The following is a 20,757-nucleotide window of genomic DNA, read 5'->3' as shown; positions in this document are numbered from 1 at the left end:
ATACCTCCTTAAATGTTTTCTCGTCAGTTAACATTATATATGAGGTTTGGGTATGTGTCATCTTTATATTTAAATCATCTTGTGCATTTAATTATACAATGCACCGACATATAATATATAACAGTAAACTTGAGACTTTGTTGACGGAGGAGTTGAAAGAAATGAAAGAGGTTTATTTAGATAATGCTGCTACTTCGCGTGATAAGCCAGAATCGGTTTTGAAAGCTATTAATGATTACTATCAGGAGATAGGCTGTAGTCCAGGCCGAGGTGGCTATGAGTGTTCTTTAGCAGCCGGAAGACTGGTTTTGGAGACTAGGCTGAGTATAGCTGAACTTTTTGAGGTAGCTACTCCAGAACAGGTAGTTTTTACTCATAATGTGACTCATGCTCTTAATTATGCTTTAAAAGGATTTTTAGAGAGTGGTGATCACGTGATTACTACTTCAATGGAGCATAATGCCGTAGTTAGACCCTTACAGGACTTAGCAAAGGCAGGACTAATTGAGGTAGACTATATTGCTGCTGATTCACAAGGAATGATCAGCCCTGAGCAGGTGGCTGAGGCTATTCAAGAAAATACCAAACTGTTAGTAACTACCCATGCTTCCAATGTAGCGGGTACTTTATTACCCATTGCTGAATTAGCTAACTTAGCTAAGCAAGAAGGTCTGCTTTATATTTTGGATACGGCGCAGACAGCAGGAGTTTATGATTTGAACTTTAGTGATTTAGATTTGGATGTTTTAGCTTTTACAGGGCATAAAGGATTATTAGGGCCTACCGGTACTGGAGGTTTTGTGATCAGCAAAGAGGCAGCAAAGTTAATGGATACCTTGATTGAAGGAGGAACCGGTAGCATTTCTGATCGGGAGTATCAGCCTGATTTTTTACCGGATAAGTTTGAAAGTGGTACTCTTAATACTATGGGCTTAGCTGGTTTAAAAGCAGGAGTGGATTTTATTAAAAAGGAAGGCTTAAAGACTATCAGAGAGCATGAGTTGGATTTAACGAAACGGCTTATTGAAGGATTTAAGAGTTTAGCAGGAGTTAGTATTCAGGGCCCGGGAAGTATAGAAGAACAGACTTCTACTGTTTCCATTACTGTTGAAGGAGTAGATTTAGGAGAGTTAAGTTTTATTCTAGATGATGAATATGAAATTATGACTCGCTCTGGTTTGCACTGTGCGCCTTTAGCTCATAAGACAATAGGAACTTTTCCGGAAGGTACTCTGCGTTTTAGTATTGGTTACTTTAATACTCCGGCTGAGATAGACTATACCTTAGCCAGCCTAGAGCAGATTTTAAAAGAGTATTGATTTTGTATTTAGAGATGTTTAGGAATAAAATTTGGGCAAGTTAATATAATATAAAAAGTGTAGTTAATAATTAATAGTGTATAGTTTATAGTTAAGTTCAAATTCTAAGAATAAGAAATTATCGGTCTATTGTTGCGTTGAACGTGGGAGGCCAAATGGGTGTTTCCAAAGTAATGATTAGCTTCGCGTCAACGCTAGAAAAGTTTATTTTAGTACTTCTAAGACTCATCTCCACTCAAATAAAAGCAAGCTAATTTTAATTAGAAAAATTAGCTAAAACAGCTTTTGTTTGAGCTCCGATTCGTCAAGAAGTACCAAAAAATAAACTTTAATGCTGCTTATAAACACCCATTTGGCCGTGCTGATAACGAAAACCTACAAGTTGATATGTTTCAAAGAGCGACTCTTAAAATAGCCCGGAGGCAGGGACGCCGGGAGGGCTATTTTTGAGAGTGAAGGAGGCACGGAGGCCGACTGAACGGCAAGTGGTTGAAACATATCAACTAGCTCAGGCTTTTGTTAATAGCTATATCGTGAACGCAACAATATAACAATATTGTTTAATAGCTACTTCGAAAGGAGAATACTATGAAAGATGAATCTGATGATGAAGAGGTGATAGACCAAGAAAAATTAACAGAACTCAAAAATCTTTTAGAAGAACTAATAGAAGGCTTTCATAAATTTGGAATAGCAGACTATATTGAGACTGTTCGATCTCCAAAACGAATGATTTATATAAATTTTTTAGCTGGTTTAGCTAGAGGTTTAGGAGTTATTATAGGAATGACTCTTTTCGGTGCTATCTTTTTATCCCTTTTATTTAGAGCAGCTGAATTGAATTTACCTGTAATTGGTGAATATATTGCTAGAATAGTTATCATTGTTCAGCAGCATCTCTGAATAAATGATTTTAGCCCGTGCAGACTATTCACAAAAGCCGAGTTAACAACAGGAGGTTAACATGAAAAAAGAAAAGCAAGAACATTATAAGCAAGAACTATTGATAGAAAAAGCAGGGCTATTAAAGCAGTTTTATAGTTTGCAGGATGAAGAGTTCTCTTTGAATTTTAAAGAAAGTACAGGTGAACTTTCTAGTTATGATAATCATCCTTCAGATCAAGCAAGTAATACATTTGAACGAGAAAAGGATTTAGGCTTGCAGGATAATAGCTTGCAGTTTTTGAAAAAGATAGATTATGCTTTAGCTAAGCTAGAGAAGGGCGACTATGGGAACTGTGAAGTCTGTGGTGAAGATATTAGAGAAGAAAGATTGGATAGTATTCCTTACACCACCTATTGTTTTGACTGTAAAAAGGCTGAAGAAGGAAATAGAGATGAAGAGACTGTAGATCGGCCGGTAGAAGAGGAAAGCTTAACTCCGCCTTTTGGAAGGACCTTTTTAGATGGTCAGGATAGTGTTAACTTTGATGGTGAGGATGCTTGGCAGGCGGTAGCGCGTTTTGGAACTGTCAATACTCCAAGCGATATTCCGGGAGCTGAAGAGCAGGATGGGGCTTATGTAGGTACTGATGAAGAGCAAGGAATAGTTGGTGAAGAGGAGAAAATTAGTGAAGAGGAGATTATTAATGGGTGATAATAAAGAGATTAAGCCTCCTTCTTGTTTTTTTAATCCATCTATGCTAAAATAAATGATGGATTTAAAAAGTTGGCAAAGGAGTAGATTAGATGTTGACCTTAACTACAGCGTTATTAATTTTAATTTTAGATCAGCTGACTAAGCTGATAATCACTAATATATTACAGCTTCACCAATCGCTACCTATTGTAGAGGGAATCTTTCATTTAACTTATGTTAGAAACCATGGAGCTGCTTTTGGAATTCTTCCTCACCAAAGAATCTTTTTTATTTTAATAACTTTAGTTTTGATGGCAGTATTAATATTTTTTTATAATCGAGTTAAAGAACAAGGATTATTGATTAATATTAGTTTAGGCTTGATCTTTGGAGGAGCAGTAGGTAATTTGATTGATAGAGTTAGATGGGGCTATGTAATTGATTTTTTTGATTTTAGAATTTGGCCTGTTTTTAATATAGCCGATTCTGCTATAGTAATTGGGGTAGGGCTCTTTTTTTATTGGGCCTTTGTTTTAGAAGAAGTGGAGTGGTAAGTTATGAGTGAAGAATACACATTTATAGTTGAAAAGCAGGAGAATCAAGGCCAGAGATTAGATAAGTTTTTGGCTGAGAATATTGAAGAATTATCGCGAAGCTATATTCAAAAGTTGATAGATGAAGGACAAGTAACTGTTGACGGAGCAGCTAAAAAAAGCAGTTATACTCTGCAGTTAGAGGATTCAATTAAAGTAGCGATTCCACCGCTGGAGGAGCCTGACTTAGTAGCTGAAGATATTCCGGTGGATATTATCTATGAGGATCAGCATCTAGTAGTGGTGAATAAAAGTGCAGATTTGGTAGTTCATCCAGCGGCTGGGCATAGCAGTGGTACTCTAGTTAATGCTTTACTATATCACTGTGATAATCTGGCTGGAATTGGAGGAGAGATTAGACCAGGGATTGTGCATAGATTGGATAAAGATACCTCGGGAGTAATGGTAGTGGCTAAGAGTGATTTAGCTCATCGGCAATTAGTAGAAGACTTTAAAGAACGGCGGGTGAAGAAGGTTTATTTAGCTTTAGTAGAAGGGCAGGTAAAGCATCAGCGAGCTAAAATCGATGCTGCTATCGGTAGAGATCCTAAAAATAGAAAGAAGATGGCTGTTACCAGCCGAAATAGTAAGAAAGCAATCACTAGATTTGAAGTACTGGAGCGTTTTGGAGACTATAGTTACTTAAGATTAGAACTAAAAACAGGCCGTACTCACCAGATTAGAGTGCATATGGAGTATCTAGGACATCCTATAGTTGGAGATCAGACCTATGGTTATAATAAAGTGTCTTTGGGAGCTAAAAGGCAGTTATTGCATGCTAGCCAATTGGGGCTTAAGCATCCAATTAAGGAAGAGTGGATGGAATTTGAAGCTCAGTTGCCTGAAGATATGGAAGGAATATTAAAAGAATTAAAAGAAAATACTTAATATAATTTGATAGTTATGAATTATGAGCTATGAGCTAAGCCCAAAACCACTTTGTCTTATGGTTTTGAACTGGCTCATCACTCATAGCTCACAGTTCAGAGCTCTTTTTTAATTAAAAATTAAACTTCTTTGATAGCGTCGGTCGGACAGACTTCTTTAGCTGTTTGAGCATCTTCCTGTACCTTTTCTGGTACTTGATCGACGATAGCTTCGGCTTGGTCTTCGTCATTCCAATCAAAGACAGCTGGACACTCTTCTATACATAGTCCACAACTGATACATAGCTCAGGATCTACTTCTAGGGTGATGGTTCTTGTAGTCAAAGCAGTTCACTCCTTTCTATATCTATAGTTAGTATCAGTAAAATTAGGATTTTTATAAGTTGAAATATTTTGTTTTTAAACTGCTAATTTTTTAAAATTATCGATTAATTTGAATTCTAAGCATTGACAATAAGCTTAATATGTGTTAGACTGCATTTAGTTAAAAACTAGATACAGCCCTTTTAAATTAGTCCAGCGAGGCTAGGAAGGGGGTAAATAGATCTTTTATAGATCCATTTTATTTATCGACCTTCTTGCTATGTCTAGTGAGAAGTTTTTTTATTTTATCCATCAGGGGGAATGCCAATGGATTATCAAAAGGAAATTTTAAATACTGAGGAGATTGAGAGAGCTTTAACCAGAATTGCCCATGAGATATTGGAAAAGAATAAGGGGTTACAAGATTTAGCCTTGATTGGAATTAGAACTAGAGGAGCTCCCTTAGCTAAGCGAGTAGCTGAAAAAATAGCTGAGATTGAAGGAGCAGAAGTACCGGTAGGGATTTTAGATATCACTCTTTATCGAGATGATTTAACTACTATTGCTCAACAGCCAGTAGTTCATAAAACGGAGATTTCTTTCGATGTTACCGGTAAAAAGATAGTTTTAGTTGATGATGTGCTCTATACAGGTCGAACTGTTAGAGCTGCCTTGGATGCTTTAGTAGATTTAGGAAGACCGCAAGTTATTCAATTAGCTGTTTTAATAGATCGTGGTCATCGCGAATTACCTATTAAGGCTGATTATGTAGGTAAAAATGTACCTACTGCTAAGGAAGAATTGATAGATGTAAAACTTGTGGAAACTGACGGTGAGGATATGGTTTTTTTACAAAAAAAGGATAAACAATAACAACTCCCTTTAAGTTAGTCCAGCGAGGCTGATAAGGGTGGTTAAAGGTCTGTACTTAAGACTTGCCTCCTTAATGCCTGTTGGGTATTAGGGATTTTTTTATGGATAAAAAGTTCAAGCCCTTGTAGAATAGTTCTTTTGAATTCAAAGGACTAGCTTAGGTGAAAATAGAGAGTATAAGAGATTTAAAAAGAAAAATGATTTTTAAGGAGGAGTAAGATGAGCTTTAATAGGAGGCGGCTTTTAGGTTTAGAGGAGTTGACAGGTGAGGAAATAGACTTAATACTGAATACTGCTGAATCTATGAAGGAGATATTTACTCGTCAGGTTAAAAAGGTACCTACCTTAAGGGGTAAGACTATTATCAATCTTTTTTATGAACCTAGTACTAGGACTAAGTCTTCTTTTGACTTAGCTGGAAAGCGCTTGAGTGCTGATATGATGAGCTTATCAATTTCGATGAGTAGTGTGGTTAAAGGAGAAAGCTTGGTAGATACGGCTAAAACTTTGGAGGCTATGGGAGCTGAAGCGGTGATTATTCGTCACGGAATCCCGGGTACGCCGAAGCTGTTGGCTGAGACTATTGACGCAGCTGTTTTGAATGCCGGTGATGGAGCTCACGAGCATCCTACCCAGGGTTTATTGGATATGTACACTATTCGCGAAAAACGAGGTAAGATTGCTGGAGAGACGGTATTGATTGTGGGTGATATTAAACATAGTCGAGTTGCTAAGTCTAATATTTGGGGCTTAAAGAAGTTAGGAGCTGAAGTACGAGTAGCGGGCCCGCCGACTTTGATTCCGCCAGAGATTGAAAAGATGGGAGTCGAGGTTTACTATGACTTAGAAGAGGCTTTAGTAGGAGTGGATGTGGTGAATATTCTCCGCATTCAATTAGAAAGACAGGAAGGCGGTTTTTTACCTAGCTTGAGAGAGTATACTGAGCTGTACGGAATGAATCAAGAACGCTTGCAGTTAGCTAACGATGGGGTGACGGTGATGCATCCCGGGCCCATGAATCGAGGAATAGAGATTGCTCCGGAGGTTGCTTATGGTGAAGAATCAGTAATTACAGACCAAATTCCTAATGGAGTAGCTGTGCGAATGGCGCTGTTATATCTATTAACTGGAGGTGAGCAGATTGAAGAAACTACTAATTAAAGAAGGACGGGTTATTGATCCTGTTAATGGAGTAGATGAGCAGTTGGATATCTTAATTGCTGAAGGTGAGGTTGTGCAGATAGCTGCGCAGATAGAGGATCAAGAAGCGGAGATAATTGAGGCTAATAATAAAGTTGTTACTCCAGGTTTAATAGATATGCATGCTCACTTTAGAGAGCCCGGCTTTGAACATAAAGAGACCATTAAGACGGGAAGTGAGAGTGCTGTAGCTGGTGGTTTTACTTCGGTAGCTTGTATGCCGAATACTGATCCAGTAGTAGATAATGCTTCGGTAGTGGAGTCTATTTTAAATAGAGCAGCCGAGGCTAAAGTGAATCTTTTTCCGATTGGCAGCATAACTAAAGATTTAGCCGGAGAAGAGCTAGCGGAGATCGGCTTTATGAGAAAGTCCGGAATAGTAGCTATTTCTGATGATGGAGAGACGGTAATGAACTCTCAATTAATGAAATCGGCTTTAGAGTATGTACAAGCTTTTGATTTACCGGTGATTACTCATTGCGAAGATCAAAGTCTAGTGGGAGAAGGAGTAGTTAATGAAGGCTACTACTCTACAGTAACTGGTTTAGAACCTATTCCCGCTGTAGCAGAGGATATAATTGTAGCTAGAGATATTAAGTTAGCTGAATTGACAAATACTCATTTGCATATTGCCCACGTTAGCACTAAAGGAGCTGTGGAGTTAATTAAAGCTGCTAAGCAACGAGGGGTATCGGTAACGGCTGAAGTAACTCCGCATCATTTAGCTTTAACTGACGAAGCTATTACCACTTTTGATACTAGCACTAAGGTTAATCCACCCTTGCGTAGTGCTGAAGATGTAGCTGCCTTAAAGGAAGCTTTAGCTGAGGGCACTATTGATGCTATTGCTACTGATCATGCTCCCCATGCTTGGGAGGAAAAGGATGTAGGATATGACAATGCTCCTTTTGGAATTTCTGGTTTAGAAACTGCTTTGTCGGTCTTAATTACTGAGTTAGTACAGCCTGGGCTTTTGAGTTGGAGTCAGTTAGTAGAAAAGTTGACCGTTAAGCCAGCGGATATTTTAGGTTTAGATAAGGGAAGGCTAGAAGTAGGAGCTGTTGCTGATGTGACTGTTATTGATCCAGAGTTTGAGTATACAGTAGATGTTGATAAATTTTATTCTAAAGGTAAAAACTCTCCTTTTGCAGGGCGGACTTTAACGGGTAAGGCGGTAACTACTATTGTAGATGGTGAGTTGGTAATGAAGGATGGTCAAGTGCTTTAAAGTTCAGTTGATAAAGGATAGAGGATAGAGGACAGATAAAGTTTAAAAGATTAAAACCTATTTGACACAGACTAAAATCTGACTAAGTTCTGACTAAACATTAAGGGATAAGTTTAAAACTAAATTTAATCTAAATAAGTTACTTGCCGAATCCAAGTTTAATTAAAGTTTAGGATAATAATTTGAACTTTTTATAAATTTGTTGGAACTTACGAAATAGAGTATAAATCAAATTTGAACTAAGGTTTTAAATATTTTTAAGGTCTTGTCAGATTTTAGTCGGAACTTAGTCACCCCAAGGGCACTTCCTACGGAGCGCTGTGTCAAATAGATCTTGAACTTTATCTTTTTAATCTATCCTTTATCATCTATCATCTGTCCTCTGAACGAAGCAATAGACCGAAATTGTTTTAAAAATAAAGATTTAAAATAACCTGTCTATATAAGGGAGGAGTAGGATGAAAAACTTCATTGATAAGCTGCAGACAGCAATAGATGAAAAGCAAAGCTTTGTTTGTGTAGGCTTAGATCCTAGGTTGGAACAGATACCAACTGAGGTTAAAGAAGAGATTATTGCTAAATATGGTCAATCAAAGGAAGCGGTAGGCAAAATATTGCTAAAATTTAATAAAGGTATTATAGATGCAGTAGAGAATTATGTACCGGTGGTTAAACCTCAGATTGCCTTTTATGAACAGTATGGTTTTGAGGGAATTAAGGCTTACGAAGAGACTATTAAGTATGCTCAACAAAAAGGACTATTGGTAATCGGCGATGCTAAGCGCAACGATATTGGTTCTACAGCTAAGGCTTATGCAGCGGGTCATTTAGGTGAGGTTAGCTTTGCTGAGGAGTCGGATTTGGGTTTTAAAGCTGATGCCTTGACGGTGAATGGTTATTTGGGCAGTGATGGAATTAAGCCTTTTGTTGATGTTTGTGATAGATATCAAAAAGGGATTTTTGTGTTAGTTAGAACTTCTAATCCTTCGGCGGGAGAATTACAAGATCTAGAGGTAGAAGGAAAGAAGATTTATGAAGTAATGGCGGAGTTAGTTAATCAGTGGGGAGCTGAGAGCATAGGTGACTGTGGTTATTCTGCTATAGGGGCTGTTGTAGGTGCTACTTATCCCCAGGAAGCTGAAAGACTGCGCGAGTTAATGCCAGCAAGCTACTTTTTAGTGCCTGGTTATGGAGCTCAAGGTGGAGGAGCTGAAGATGTAGTTCCGGCTTTTAATGAGGATGGTTATGGAGCTATAGTTAATTCAGCTCGAGGGATTATCTTTGCTTATAATCGTCAGCCTTGGCAGGAGGAGTATACTTCGGCTCAGTATCAACAGGTAGCCGAGGCAGCGGTGCAGGCTATGCGCGAGGATATTAATAGTACTTTAGCTAAATATGATAAACTACCATGGAAAAGCAGAGGATAAAGTATAGATGACAGATGATAGATAATAGATAAATTCAAGTTCATAAAGGTATAATTATTATCATCTATCATTTAAAAAAGAAGGAGGTTACTATGGAAGCAAAATTAGTTTTAGAAGATGGAACAGTATTTGTAGGTCAGAGCTTTGGTGCTGAACAAGGTGCTGGAGGAGAAGTAGTTTTTAATACTAGCATGACCGGTTATCAGGAGATCTTAACTGATGCTTCTTATAAGGGAGAAATTGTGACGATGACTTACCCCTTAATCGGTAATTATGGAATCAACGAAGAGGATATAGAGTCTTATCAGCCGCATGTGGAAGGCTTTGTGGTTAAGGAGTTTTGTGCTCAACCTAGTAATTGGCGTTCTTTGGATAAGTTAGATAACTATTTAAAGGAAAACGATATTCCGGGAATCTGTGGGATAGATACTCGGGCCCTAACTAAAAAGCTAAGAAGTTCCGGAGTAATGAAGGGGATTATTACTACTGAACAGGCTAGTAAAGAAGAGCTAGTGGCGCAGGCTAAGGCAGCACCGGGACTTTCAGATCGTGATCTGGTAAGTAAGGTGACTACTGATGAGGTGTATCAGCTAGATGGTGCTGATTATCGAGTTGTTTTAGTGGATTATGGAGCTAAGGAGAATATTATTAGGTCTTTAAAGGAAGAAGGCTGTGAAGTAGTAGTGGTGCCTGCTGATGCTAGTGCTGAAGAAATATTGGCTCATCAGCCGCAAGGAGTTATGCTATCTAACGGCCCGGGAGATCCGGAAAATATTCCTTACGCAGTGGAAACGGTAAAGGAGCTATTAGGAGAGGTGCCTATTTTCGGGATCTGTTTAGGCCATCAGGTATTAGCTCAGGCTTTAGGAGCTACTACTTATAAACTAAAATTTGGTCATCGAGGAGCTAATCATCCCGTACAGGATTTGGAGACGGGACGAGTTTATATTACCGCTCAAAACCACGGCTTTGCTATCGAAGCTGAATCACTCGATCAGGCTGAGGTGGAGATTACCCATCGAAATCTCAATGATGATACTATTGAAGGGATTAGACATCGAGACTTAGCGGCTTTTTCAGTACAGTATCATCCTGAGGCTTCACCAGGGCCAGAAGATTCACACTATTTATTTGCAGAGTTTATAGAGATGATGGAAAATAATTAATGGTTTCATATAAAAAAATTGGGGAGGCTAAATTATGCCAAAACGGAAAGACATAGAGAGTGTAATGGTTATTGGTTCGGGCCCGATTATTATTGGACAAGCAGCGGAGTTTGATTATGCAGGAACTCAGGCTTGTCGGGCCTTACAGGAAGAAGGAATGGAAGTAATTTTAATTAATAGTAATCCAGCTACAATTATGACCGATCAGAATATTGCTGATCGAGTTTATATTGAGCCCTTAAAGCCAGAAGTGGTAGCTGAAATTATTAAGCAAGAGCAGCCTGACGGCTTATTACCTACTTTAGGAGGCCAAACAGGTTTGAATATAGCTTCAGAGCTGGCTGAACAGGGTCTTTTAGAGGAGTTAGGAATAGAGCTGTTAGGAACCGATTTAGAAACTATTCAAAAGGCTGAAGATAGAGATAAGTTTATTAACATGTTAAATGAGATCGGAGAACCGGTTTTGGAAAGTAAAATAGCGGCGAGTATAGAGGAAGCCCAAGAAATAGCTAGCAATATCGGTTATCCGGTTATTGTTAGACCTGCTTATACCTTAGGCGGTACTGGCGGGGGAGTAGCCGATAGTCCTGAGGAACTAAAAGAAGTGGCTTCGCGAGGTTTAAAGCATAGCTTAATCGATCAAGTGTTGATTGAAAAGAGCATTGCTGGTTGGAAGGAAGTTGAGTATGAGGTGATGCGGGATGGAGATAATAACTGTATCACCGTCTGTAATATGGAAAACTTCGATCCAGTAGGAATTCATACCGGGGATAGTATAGTAGTTGCTCCTAGTCAGACCTTAGCCGATAAGGAGTATCAGTTGTTGAGGACTTCTTCTTTGAAAATTATCAGAGAGCTAGGCATTGAAGGTGGTTGTAATGTGCAGTTTGCTCTGCATCCGGAGAGCTTTCAGTACTATATTATCGAGGTTAATCCGCGAGTTAGTCGTTCTAGTGCTTTAGCTTCTAAGGCTACTGGTTATCCTATTGCTAAGGTGGCGACTAAGATTGCTATCGGTAAGTCCTTAGCTGAAATAGAGAATGCGGTAACTAAAAAGACCTATGCCTGCTTTGAGCCGGCTTTGGATTATGTAGTCTTCAAGATTCCGCGCTGGCCTTTCGATAAGTTTCACTATGCTGACCGGGAGTTAGGTACGCAGATGAAGGCTACCGGTGAGGTAATGGCTATCGATCGTCTTTTTGAAGCTTCACTTTTAAAAGCGGTTCGTTCTTTGGAGATTGGCATGTATAGTCTTCGTTTGCCTGGTAGTGAAGAGTGGAGTAAAGAGGAGATTAAGGAGTATTTAGTTAGTGCTGATGATGAACGAATCTTTGTAGTTGCTGAGGCCTTGCGTAGAGGCTGGTCGGTAGCAGAGATTCACCAAATTACTATGATTGATGAGTTCTTCCTCTGGAAGTTGAAGAATATTATAGATCACGAGCAGAAGTTGGAGGAAGTTGAGGAGCTAACAGCAGAGTATTTACAGACTGTAAAGGAATTAGGTTTTTCTGATCGAGATATTGCTGCTTTACGAGGGGTTACTGAAGATGAAATTAGAGAGTTAAGAGCAGAATTAGAAGTAGAGCCTGTTTATAAGATGGTGGATACCTGTGCGGCAGAGTTTGAAGCAGAGACTCCTTATTACTATTCGGCTTATGAAAGAGAGAATGAGTCTTTGCCTACTGAAAAGAAAAAGGCTTTAGTGATCGGTTCGGGCCCGATTCGCATTGGCCAGGGGATTGAGTTTGATTACTGTAGTGTTCATTCGGCTTGGACTTTACGCGAGGAAGGCTATGAATCGATTATCGTCAATAATAATCCGGAAACGGTAAGTACCGACTTCGATACTTCGGATCGTCTCTACTTTGAGCCTTTAACTAAAGAGGATGTCTTAAATATTATTGACCTGGAAGAGCCAGAAGGAGTAGTAGTGCAGTTTGGAGGACAGACGGCTGTTAATCTAGCTGAGCCTTTGGCCGAAGCTGGCGTGGAGATTCTAGGGACTGAGGTAGAGGCTATAGATATTGCTGAGGATAGAGATAAGTTTATGCAGCTTTTGGATAGATTAGATATTCCAGCTCCGCAGGGAGATACAGTGTTCTCTTATGAGGAGGCTCAAAAGGTAGCTGCTGAATTAGGATATCCGGTGTTAGTGAGACCTTCTTATGTACTAGGCGGTAGAGCTATGGAAGTGGTTTATAAAGAAGAAGAGCTGTTGGAGTATATGGAAAATGCAGTTAAAGTTTCTACTGAACACCCGATCTTAATTGATAAGTATATTATCGGTCAGGAGGTAGAGGTAGATGCTATCTCCGACGGAGAAGATGTGTTGATTCCGGGAGTGATGGAGCATATTGAGCGAGCCGGGGTGCATTCGGGGGATAGTATTGCTGTTTATCCGGCCCGGACTTTAAGTGAGGATGAAAAAGAGCAGGTAATAGAGTATACTTTAAAGCTAGGTCGAGCTTTAGATGTCAAAGGACTGCTTAATATTCAGTATGTGGTTTACGAAGGTCAGGTTTATGTGATTGAGGTTAATCCTAGATCCAGCCGGACTATTCCTTACTTAAGTAAAGTAACGGGAGTGCCGATGGTTAAGCTGGCTACTCAAGCTATGTTAGGTAAGAAGCTAGCGGATTTAGGTTATGAAAGTGGACTGTGGCCGGAGCCTGATTATACGGCTATTAAAGCACCAGTTTTCTCCTTTTCTAAATTAGGTAAAGTAGATACTTCTTTAGGGCCCGAGATGAAGTCTACCGGAGAGGTTTTAGGTATCGACTATGATTATTCTAAGGCACTATATAAGGCTTTAGTAGCTTCGGGAATCGATATTCCAGAAGATGGGAATATTTTAGCTACTATTGCTGACAAGGATAAGGATGAAGTAATTCCAATAGTAAAACGTTTTGCCGATCTAGGCTTTAATATTTTAGCTACTCAAGGAACGGCGCAAGCCTTAGCTGAGGCTGGAATTGAAGCCCAGCCAGTGAATAAGATTTCCGAAGGCTCTCCGCACGTATTGGACTTAATTAGAGACGATGAGATAGATGTAGTAGTTAATACCTTAACTAAAGGTAAAGAGCCGGAAAGAGATGGCTTTCAGATCCGTCGTAATGCAGTAGAGCACGGACTTCCTTGTCTGACTTCTCTGGATACTACTGAAGCTATCTTGCACGTTTTAGAAGAGATTAAGAAAGCCGATAATGGTCGTTTCGAATATTTAGCTCTACAGGACTATAGAGGATAGAGGTGAAGTATAATGGCTAGTCAAAGCTTAGCCAAAATTATTGCTAATCAACAGTTGAATAGCAAGGACTATCGTTTGCTAATTAGTGCTCCGCAGATTGCCAAAGAGGCTCAGGTAGGTCAGTTTTTACATTTACAGTGTAAAGAGGGGATAGATCCTTTATTGCGGCGGCCCTTCAGTATCCATGACTATGATCGACAACAAGGTGAGGTAGCGATTCTTTATCGAGTGCTAGGTAAAGGAACGAAGCAGTTGCTAGAACGTAGACCTGGTCAAGAAATAGATGTTTTAGGGCCCTTAGGAAATGGTTTTGACTTAACTAATACAGCGGATAAGGTAGTGCTGGTAGCTGGAGGAATAGGGGTAGCTCCCTTAGTTCCTTTGGCTAAAGAGCTAATTGAATTAGATAAAGAGGTGGCATTCTTATTGGGAGCTGCTAATGAGTTAGAACTACTCTGTATGGGTGAGCTAGAGCAGCTACCATTGCAGCTTAAAGTGGCTACTATTGACGGTAGTTTAGGACATCAAGGTTACGTGACCGAACTACTAGAGGAGCTGCTGGCTGATAGCTACGGTCAAGTTTTTGCCTGCGGGCCCGAAGCTATGTTAGCTGCGGTGCAAGAGATTACTCTTAAAGCAGGTGTTGAGGCTCAGCTATCCTTGGAAAAACGGATGGGTTGCGGTACTGGAGCCTGTCTTTCCTGTGTCTGTAAAGTAAAGGTGCAGCAGGGGTCAGGCTTTGAGTACCAACGAGTCTGTAGTGAAGGGCCAGTCTTTAGGGCTGATGAGGTGATTTTTGATGAGTAAAGTTGATTTAAGTGTAGATTTAAATGGATTAAACTTGCATAATCCTGTCTTAACCGCCTCGGGAACCTTCGGTTTTGCTGAGGAGTATGCTGATTATGTAGATTTGGATCGTTTAGGGGGAGTGATGGTTAAAGGAACTACCTTAGAGCCTAAGCTAGGTAATGCAACTCCCCGCATTGCTGAGACTCCAGCGGGTATGTTAAACGCTATCGGTTTGCAAAATCCTGGGGTAGATTATTTGATTGCAGAGATTTTACCGAAGATTAAGGATTATTCCTTTAAAACTATTGTTAATATCTCTGGTAATGAGGTGGCTGATTATAAAAAGTTAGCTGCTAAGCTGTCTTCAGCTTCAGGGGTAGCAGCTTTGGAGGTCAATATCTCCTGTCCTAACGTAAAAAAGGGCGGTTTAGCCTTTGGTACTGAGCCGGAGATGGCTGCGGGAGTGGTAGAAGCGGTAGTGGAAAGTACTGACTTGCCAGTAATTACTAAACTATCTCCTAACGTAAGCGATATTACTGAGATAGCTAGGGCGGTAGAGGAAGCAGGTAGTGATATTATCTCTTTAATCAATACTTTAGTGGGTATGAAGATAGATATTGAGACTCAAAAGCCGATTTTGGCTAATAATGTGGGTGGATTATCGGGCCCGGCTATCAGACCAGTAGCGGTACGCATGGTTTATCAAGTAGCTCAGGCAGTAGATATTCCCTTAATCGGTATGGGGGGCATAATGGAAAGTCGCGATGCTATTGAGTTCTTTTTAGCTGGAGCCAGTGCTGTGGCTATAGGTACAGCTAATTTTGTAAATCCTAGGGTGAGTATGGAAGTTATCCAAGGAATTGAAGACTATTTAATTAAGAAAAACCACAGTTCAGTTCAAGACATTATCGGGGTAGTTGAAGCCAATTAATACTCATTGAGGAGAGATTAATCTTTATGAAGGAAGAAAGAGTAATTGAGATCTTTAAGGAGACTGGAATGTTACAAGAAGGACATTTTAAGCTAACTTCTGGCCAGCATAGTAAGGAGTACTTACAGTGTGCTCAGGTTTTTCAGTATCCGGAGTACACTGAAGAGCTATGTGCTGAATTAGCTAAGCGATTTGAAGACCAGGAGATAGATTTAGTAATTGCTCCGGCTATTGGCGGAATCATTATCTCTTATGCTATGGGAGCAGCTTTAGGTAAGAAGGCTATCTTTGCCGAGCGAGAAGATGGTGAGATGACTCTACGGCGCGGTTTTGAGATTAACGAAGGCGATAAAGTACTATTAGTCGAGGATGTAACTACTACTGGTGGTTCGGTTCGTGAGGTAATAGAGGTAGTTGAAAGATATGGCGGAGACTTAGTAGGAGTAGGTATCTTAGTTGACCGCAGTGGTGGTGAGGTTGATTTTGGAGTACAGAAAGAAGCTCTCTTGACTATGGAAGTAGAGACCTATAGCCCGGAGGACTGTCCTTTGTGTGCAGCAGGAGTTCCAATAGATAAACCCGGAAGTAGGGATGTTTAGTAATTATTTGATTGGATAAGAATTTTATAAGCAGTAGTTAAGGTAATCTAGTTCATTATAGGGCCCTATAATGAACTAGATTTTTTAATTTATGTTAATAGAACCTATTTTTTCTGTTTTAAGCAGGAAAAAATGTGTTGATATAGTATTATTTAAATATAAAGGAAGATTATTTTTAAACCTTGTTTTACAGATATAAAAAAGTTTAAGATTATAAAAAAATTATTATTAAGGATAAGTAGGTCTAAATTGTAGTAGTGAGATAAATTAATAGATATAAAAGTTGATAAATAAGGAAAAAGAAGAGTGATAGCAATAGGAGCTATTAAAAATATTAAGAAAATACAACTTAAATTCAGTAGAAGTAGAGAATAAAACTCCATAGATGTAGTCTGAGAGCGGAAATGACGCGGAGCGCTTCGTACAATAAAAATATTTACGAAATCTAACTGATGACAAATATTGCATAATAATAGTATGAAAATTTGATTTTAATTTGTAGCTGAATATGTTGAAACAAAGAATAACTTAGAATTATTTCTTAATTTGATTAAAGTTTTTTGATGATAAGCCAGGGTTATATTTTACATAAATTTGGTTTTTTGTAAGAATTTGATATAATATATTTATATAAGCTTTTAATTGATAAAGAAAAAATAACAGCGGGATTAACCACTGTTAATGAAATCTTATTTTTAATTTTTTCCCCAATGCATGTGCCACTTTACTAAGAAATTCAACACTTGGATTATAATCATCATTTTCTAAACGAGAAATTGCAGATTGTTTTGTCCCAACTTTTTCAGCTAGTTCTTTTTGGCTTAATCCTTGCTCTAACCGCAATTTAATAATTTGTTTTTTAATTTCATAAAGAGTGTTTAGGTTTTCATATTCTTTTTTTACTTCAGGTGATTGCATAAGGAGTTCTTTTACTTCTTTATGATCCATAATTATTCACCTCTCTTTTTATTAATAATTTTGATTCTATTTAAAGCTTTATTTATTTCTCGTTTTGGTGTTTTATTTGATTTTTTTTGGAAGCCATGTAGTAGGACGAGAATTCCATTTTTATAGTTTAAAAAGAAGATTCGAAAAATATTAGAGCTATGTTTTATACGTAATTCCCATAAATCATTATAACCTTTAAGCTTTTTAATATGTGGCATTCCTAGAGAAAGACCAAATTCTTCAAGTAGGTCTATTTCTCTTAAAATTTTAGCCTGTTCTTTTGGTGATTGTTCTTTGATAAAGTTAACAACGGGAGATTGACCATCTTCCAGATAATATTTTATTTTGTACATGCTATCACTCCAGTTAGATTACACACTTATCATATCACATATATGTTATGATGACAAGTAGACTATTCAAATTTGATAGTAGTTTAAATGTTGGAATTAATGTAATGAAAGTTAAAAGAGGAGTTATATAGTGTAGAAGAAATAATTCTAAGATGCTCATTAAAAATGCACGGCAAAACTTCACATAAATCAGCTAATAGATGTCAAGAAAAAGTTCAAATTATTTTAGTGGCTAAAAAAGACAGGTAAAACTAAGCTTACTTTTTGTAAACTTTTAACAAGTATATATTGCTATGTTACTTACCCTAAACGGTTCATTGTTTTTCCAGATTCCATATATAATCCGTGAAAGTTTGTTAGCAGTAGTTATTGCAGCTACTATTTAGGATAAAATTTCACGGATGGCTTAATTGATTATATAAAGAGAGAAAAAGACTGGCTTTACCTAAAAGCCAGTCTTTTAATGTTAATTCTATAGTCCAGCTTTTTCTAAAGCTAAGGCTACAGCTTCCTTGGCCATGTTACTTGTGCTAGTGGCTCCAGCATAAATATCTACTTCAGCACTGTTAGCTTCTACAAAAGCTGCTGCCAGTTCTTCTTTAGCTTCATGATGTGGTTCAAAATCATAATCATCACCTTTATACCTCTCCTTCGGCAGCTTTCTTGAGTTCAATCTCAGTAATTTCCCCATCTTTTACTGTAACCCAGGCTACGCCATGGTTACCTCGTTCACTTTTTTCACTAAATCCTAAATAAGTTCCTTCAAACTTTGTTACTCCCTGTGCTTTTTGAAGTGCCATATCTACTGCTTCAATAGCCATATTGCTTGTGCTAGTAGCACCGGAAACAATATCTACTTGAGCACTATTAGCTTCTATAAAGCTGTTAGGTAGTAATTCCATAGCTTCGTGCCAAGCATCGAATCCATAATCTTCGTCCTTGGCTGCTCCTGGCTCAGGTTGGTATTCTATCAGATCTACATTGATAATGTCATCACTTTCAACTGTAACTATAGCTTCTACATAGCCTCTAGAGCTAGCTGTTGAATAACCTACATATTCGCCGTCTGTTAATTCGGTTGATGCTTCATCTCTACATCCTATGACCTTTGAGAATGTGAATACTTTGGTCGAGCCTAGGAATAATAAAGATAAATATCACCTAGGAGGGTTTAGATGCAACTAACAGCTAAAGAAAAGAGCCAAATTAAAGAGAATATAACAGCCGAAGAGATCTGTATTCAAAAGTATCAAGCTTATGCTAATCAAGCTCAAGATCAGGAGGTAGCTGATTTATTTAATAATTTAGCCGATAAAGAGCGCCAGCATGCTCAGACTTTAAATGATTTACTTAATGGCAAGCAGCAGAATCAACAACAGCAAAGTCAACAGTTGAACTTAAATACGGCCCAACAGCAAAAGAATGAGATGGAAGTTGCTAATGCTGCCATGGAAGCTAAGAATGCTCAAAATAGCGATAGTCTTTCTGATCGTCAGCTATTACAGGATGCCTTAATGACTGAAAAATATGTTTCTAATTCCTATGATAATTCTGTTTTAGAGTCTGCTAATCAAGAGGTAATGCAAGCTTTAGAACATATTCAACAGGAGGAACATCAGCATAAACAACAGCTATTTGAAATGATGAATCAAAAGGGTTGGAAAACTGTTAATCCAGCTAATAATTAAGCTTTTAATGGGGCCCATATGGGCCCCATTGTTTTTTGTTATAACTTGACAAATTAAAAAATCAAAAATTTATGATATTTGCAGGAAATGTTTTTCTGATCGTTGAAGGTTAAATTATAGTTGTAATTATTTCACCGGAGGCTTATAGACTAAGTATAAAAGCAATTTAATATTTGCTATAGAGTAACTGAATGCTGATTTTGTTGTGTTTTATTCAACAACTTGATATTAATGTAGTAGGAGGTTAAGTGGATGACGAGGACAAGAAGGTTAATAACAGTTTTGGGAAGTAATGACTTTAAAACTTGTAATTGTGAAGGGATTAGAAACTGCAACTATATTCAAGAAATCTTTATAAAAAAATATCAGCAGCAAATCGATGAAGTATTAGTTTTAGCTACTGGAAAGGCTATTGAGTTTAATAGGTCTGCTTCAAAGGATAATGTTGATAGTTATAAACTAGGTTTGCAGGAGACTTTGGAAAAAATCAAAGAGAAAGAGGAGTTAAGTTTTAATTATAAGGTTATGGAAGTTTCCAAAGGTTATACTGAGGATAAACTTTGGCAGCTTTTTAATAGTTTAGTAGAGGAAGTAGCTATGGGAGATGAGATCTATTTAGACTTGACTTGTGCAACTAATTATCAATCATTATTAATCATGAATGCTTTGAACTATCTTAAGGTTTTAAAAGATATTAAAATTAACAGTATAGAGTTTGCTTTAGCTTTAATGGATGATTTAGAAGTTCAACAGAAGCTCGATAAACTACCTAAAACAGGTTTAGGTCCTTCATTTTTAGACTTAACTGCTCTAAACTATCTCGATGAATGGACTAAAGCTGTAGATAATTTTTGCACTACCGGTAGTTTCAAAGAATTAGAGGAGATTTTTAGTGTTGACCAGGAAAGATTAGCAGTAATTACTGAGGATAAAGATAATTTTTTTCAGGATTTAGAGCAACTGTTGAAGGTCTTAAAGGATTTTGATTTGAAATTGAAATCATGTCGAGGTCGGGAGTTAAATGATGCGGCGCTATCTGTAGCTAAACAGTTGGCTAAGTTCGATGATAAATTTAATCTAAATAATCAACAACTACTGCCTTATATAAGGCTGCTTAGTAAGCTCAAGTTTAAGCTAAATGGTCTTGCTATGAATAATGGAACCGAGTTACAGAATTACTTTCAAATTTTGGACTGGTGTTTAGAGCATAACTTTATTCAACAAGGTTGGACTCTCTTAACAGAAAACTTAGTTACGATAGTAAGTAAAGAAATTGGCTATAATCACAATGATGAAGAGGTTAGAGAAGATATAAAAGAAACCTTGAAGTATTTACATAAAAAGTTTCAGGCTTGGCGAGAGGGTTATCAGTTAACTCCGGTAGGAATTATGAATGATAGGGAGGTTTTTGAGCAGGTATTAGCAGTAGTTGATAAAAAATATCCTGACTTTCCTCGTTTATATAGTAAGTTTTTAAAATCGAAGCAGGATATTGACCGGTTAGGAATGAAGAGAAATAGTGAGGATGCGCAAGGTCTTAAAAAGTATCTCGGTGAATATATAGAGGATGTTAAAAAAATTATATCAAAGGATCTAAAGAGACTTCAGAAAAAATAGGAATAGATTC

General features: G+C 37.9%; 21 protein-coding genes. 16 read left to right on the top strand and 5 right to left on the bottom strand.

The features are described 5' to 3' along the window. The first annotated feature begins 161 nt into the window (after window positions 1–161). The 5 genes from MWH30_RS09675 to MWH30_RS09655 all read left to right on the top strand — a co-directional run bounded on the left by MWH30_RS09675 (window position 162) and on the right by MWH30_RS09655 (window position 4,379). Window positions 162–1,319, top strand: a complete 1,158-nt coding sequence (locus MWH30_RS09675; protein WP_248663876.1) for an aminotransferase class V-fold PLP-dependent enzyme — start codon at window positions 162–164, stop codon at window positions 1,317–1,319. A gap of 588 nt (window positions 1,320–1,907) precedes the next feature. Next, window positions 1,908–2,222, top strand: coding sequence for a DUF5665 domain-containing protein (locus tag MWH30_RS09670; protein WP_248663875.1), 315 nt, complete (start codon window positions 1,908–1,910; stop codon window positions 2,220–2,222). Window positions 2,223–2,283: 61 nt separating this feature from the next. After that, the gene (locus MWH30_RS09665; protein ID WP_248663874.1) at window positions 2,284–2,916 is read left to right on the top strand and encodes a TraR/DksA C4-type zinc finger protein; all 633 of its coding nucleotides are present in this window, start codon (window positions 2,284–2,286) and stop codon (window positions 2,914–2,916) included. 92 nt (window positions 2,917–3,008) lie between these two features. Continuing rightward, window positions 3,009–3,452 (top strand): signal peptidase II, encoded by a 444-nt coding sequence (gene lspA / locus MWH30_RS09660; RefSeq protein WP_248663873.1) that lies wholly within the window; start codon window positions 3,009–3,011, stop codon window positions 3,450–3,452. 3 nt (window positions 3,453–3,455) lie between these two features. Then, on the top strand, window positions 3,456–4,379 hold the full coding sequence (locus MWH30_RS09655; protein WP_248663872.1) for an RluA family pseudouridine synthase: 924 nt from the start codon (window positions 3,456–3,458) through the stop codon (window positions 4,377–4,379). 119 nt (window positions 4,380–4,498) lie between these two features. On the opposite strand, the gene MWH30_RS09650 is transcribed toward MWH30_RS09655, so the two are convergent. Further along, the gene (locus MWH30_RS09650; protein ID WP_248663871.1) at window positions 4,499–4,702 is read right to left on the bottom strand and encodes a ferredoxin; all 204 of its coding nucleotides are present in this window, start codon (window positions 4,700–4,702) and stop codon (window positions 4,499–4,501) included. Window positions 4,703–5,008: 306 nt separating this feature from the next. Here MWH30_RS09650 and pyrR point away from each other — a divergent pair, with 306 nt between their 5' ends. The 9 genes from pyrR (at window position 5,009) to pyrE (ending at window position 16,141) form a co-directional block, all read left to right on the top strand. Continuing rightward, entirely contained in the window at window positions 5,009–5,554 is a 546-nt protein-coding gene (gene pyrR / locus MWH30_RS09645) for a bifunctional pyr operon transcriptional regulator/uracil phosphoribosyltransferase PyrR (protein ID WP_248663870.1), read from the top strand. Between the two features lie 219 nt (window positions 5,555–5,773). Further along, window positions 5,774–6,715: an aspartate carbamoyltransferase catalytic subunit gene (locus MWH30_RS09640; RefSeq protein WP_248663869.1), complete on the top strand. Its 942-nt coding sequence runs from the start codon at window positions 5,774–5,776 to the stop codon at window positions 6,713–6,715. Beyond that, window positions 6,696–7,982, top strand: a complete 1,287-nt coding sequence (locus tag MWH30_RS09635) for a dihydroorotase (protein WP_248663868.1) — start codon at window positions 6,696–6,698, stop codon at window positions 7,980–7,982. The genes MWH30_RS09640 and MWH30_RS09635 overlap by 20 nt, the downstream gene beginning before the upstream one ends. Before the next feature lie 458 nt (window positions 7,983–8,440). Then, the gene (gene pyrF / locus MWH30_RS09630) at window positions 8,441–9,409 is read left to right on the top strand and encodes an orotidine-5'-phosphate decarboxylase (protein WP_248663867.1); all 969 of its coding nucleotides are present in this window, start codon (window positions 8,441–8,443) and stop codon (window positions 9,407–9,409) included. A gap of 92 nt (window positions 9,410–9,501) precedes the next feature. Beyond that, a complete protein-coding gene (gene carA, locus MWH30_RS09625; RefSeq protein ID WP_248663866.1) occupies window positions 9,502–10,575 on the top strand; it encodes a glutamine-hydrolyzing carbamoyl-phosphate synthase small subunit in 1,074 nt (357 codons plus the stop codon). A gap of 34 nt (window positions 10,576–10,609) precedes the next feature. Beyond that, a complete protein-coding gene (gene carB / locus MWH30_RS09620) occupies window positions 10,610–13,822 on the top strand; it encodes a carbamoyl-phosphate synthase large subunit (protein ID WP_248663865.1) in 3,213 nt (1,070 codons plus the stop codon). Window positions 13,823–13,834: 12 nt separating this feature from the next. Further along, window positions 13,835–14,629, top strand: coding sequence for a dihydroorotate dehydrogenase electron transfer subunit (locus tag MWH30_RS09615; protein ID WP_248663864.1), 795 nt, complete (start codon window positions 13,835–13,837; stop codon window positions 14,627–14,629). After that, on the top strand, window positions 14,622–15,542 hold the full coding sequence (locus MWH30_RS09610; RefSeq protein WP_248663863.1) for a dihydroorotate dehydrogenase: 921 nt from the start codon (window positions 14,622–14,624) through the stop codon (window positions 15,540–15,542). Before MWH30_RS09615 ends, MWH30_RS09610 begins: the two co-directional genes overlap by 8 nt. Window positions 15,543–15,568: 26 nt before the next feature. Continuing rightward, a complete protein-coding gene (gene pyrE / locus MWH30_RS09605; protein ID WP_248663862.1) occupies window positions 15,569–16,141 on the top strand; it encodes an orotate phosphoribosyltransferase in 573 nt (190 codons plus the stop codon). Window positions 16,142–16,819: 678 nt separating this feature from the next. Here the strand turns inward: pyrE and MWH30_RS09600 are convergent. From MWH30_RS09600 to MWH30_RS09585, 4 genes are all read right to left on the bottom strand, one after another. After that, complete coding sequence (locus MWH30_RS09600) at window positions 16,820–17,089, bottom strand: helix-turn-helix transcriptional regulator (RefSeq protein ID WP_248663861.1); 270 nt, start codon at window positions 17,087–17,089, stop codon at window positions 16,820–16,822. Between the two features lie 2 nt (window positions 17,090–17,091). Beyond that, a complete protein-coding gene (locus MWH30_RS09595; protein WP_248663860.1) occupies window positions 17,092–17,442 on the bottom strand; it encodes a type II toxin-antitoxin system RelE/ParE family toxin in 351 nt (116 codons plus the stop codon). Between the two features lie 472 nt (window positions 17,443–17,914). Then, window positions 17,915–18,115, bottom strand: coding sequence for an FMN-binding protein (locus MWH30_RS09590; protein WP_248663859.1), 201 nt, complete (start codon window positions 18,113–18,115; stop codon window positions 17,915–17,917). Continuing rightward, a complete protein-coding gene (locus MWH30_RS09585) occupies window positions 18,081–18,545 on the bottom strand; it encodes an FMN-binding protein (protein ID WP_308221614.1) in 465 nt (154 codons plus the stop codon). Before MWH30_RS09585 ends, MWH30_RS09590 begins: the two co-directional genes overlap by 35 nt. Before the next feature lie 72 nt (window positions 18,546–18,617). On the opposite strand from MWH30_RS09585, the gene MWH30_RS09580 reads away from it, so the two are divergent. Both MWH30_RS09580 and MWH30_RS09575 read left to right on the top strand, forming a co-directional pair. Beyond that, on the top strand, window positions 18,618–19,130 hold the full coding sequence (locus MWH30_RS09580) for a spore coat protein (RefSeq protein ID WP_248663858.1): 513 nt from the start codon (window positions 18,618–18,620) through the stop codon (window positions 19,128–19,130). A gap of 252 nt (window positions 19,131–19,382) precedes the next feature. Next, window positions 19,383–20,747 carry a TM1812 family CRISPR-associated protein gene (locus tag MWH30_RS09575; protein WP_248663857.1) on the top strand — a complete coding sequence of 455 codons (1,365 nt, stop codon included), beginning with the start codon at window positions 19,383–19,385 and terminating at the stop codon, window positions 20,745–20,747. The last annotated feature ends 10 nt before the right edge of the window (window positions 20,748–20,757 follow it).

The sequence above is a fragment of the Fuchsiella alkaliacetigena genome, assembly GCF_023227765.1.
Lineage (GTDB): Bacteria > Bacillota > Halanaerobiia > Halobacteroidales > Acetohalobiaceae > Fuchsiella > Fuchsiella alkaliacetigena.
Note: the sequence above shows the minus strand (reverse complement) of the source record. Positions and strands in the feature narration are given on the sequence as shown.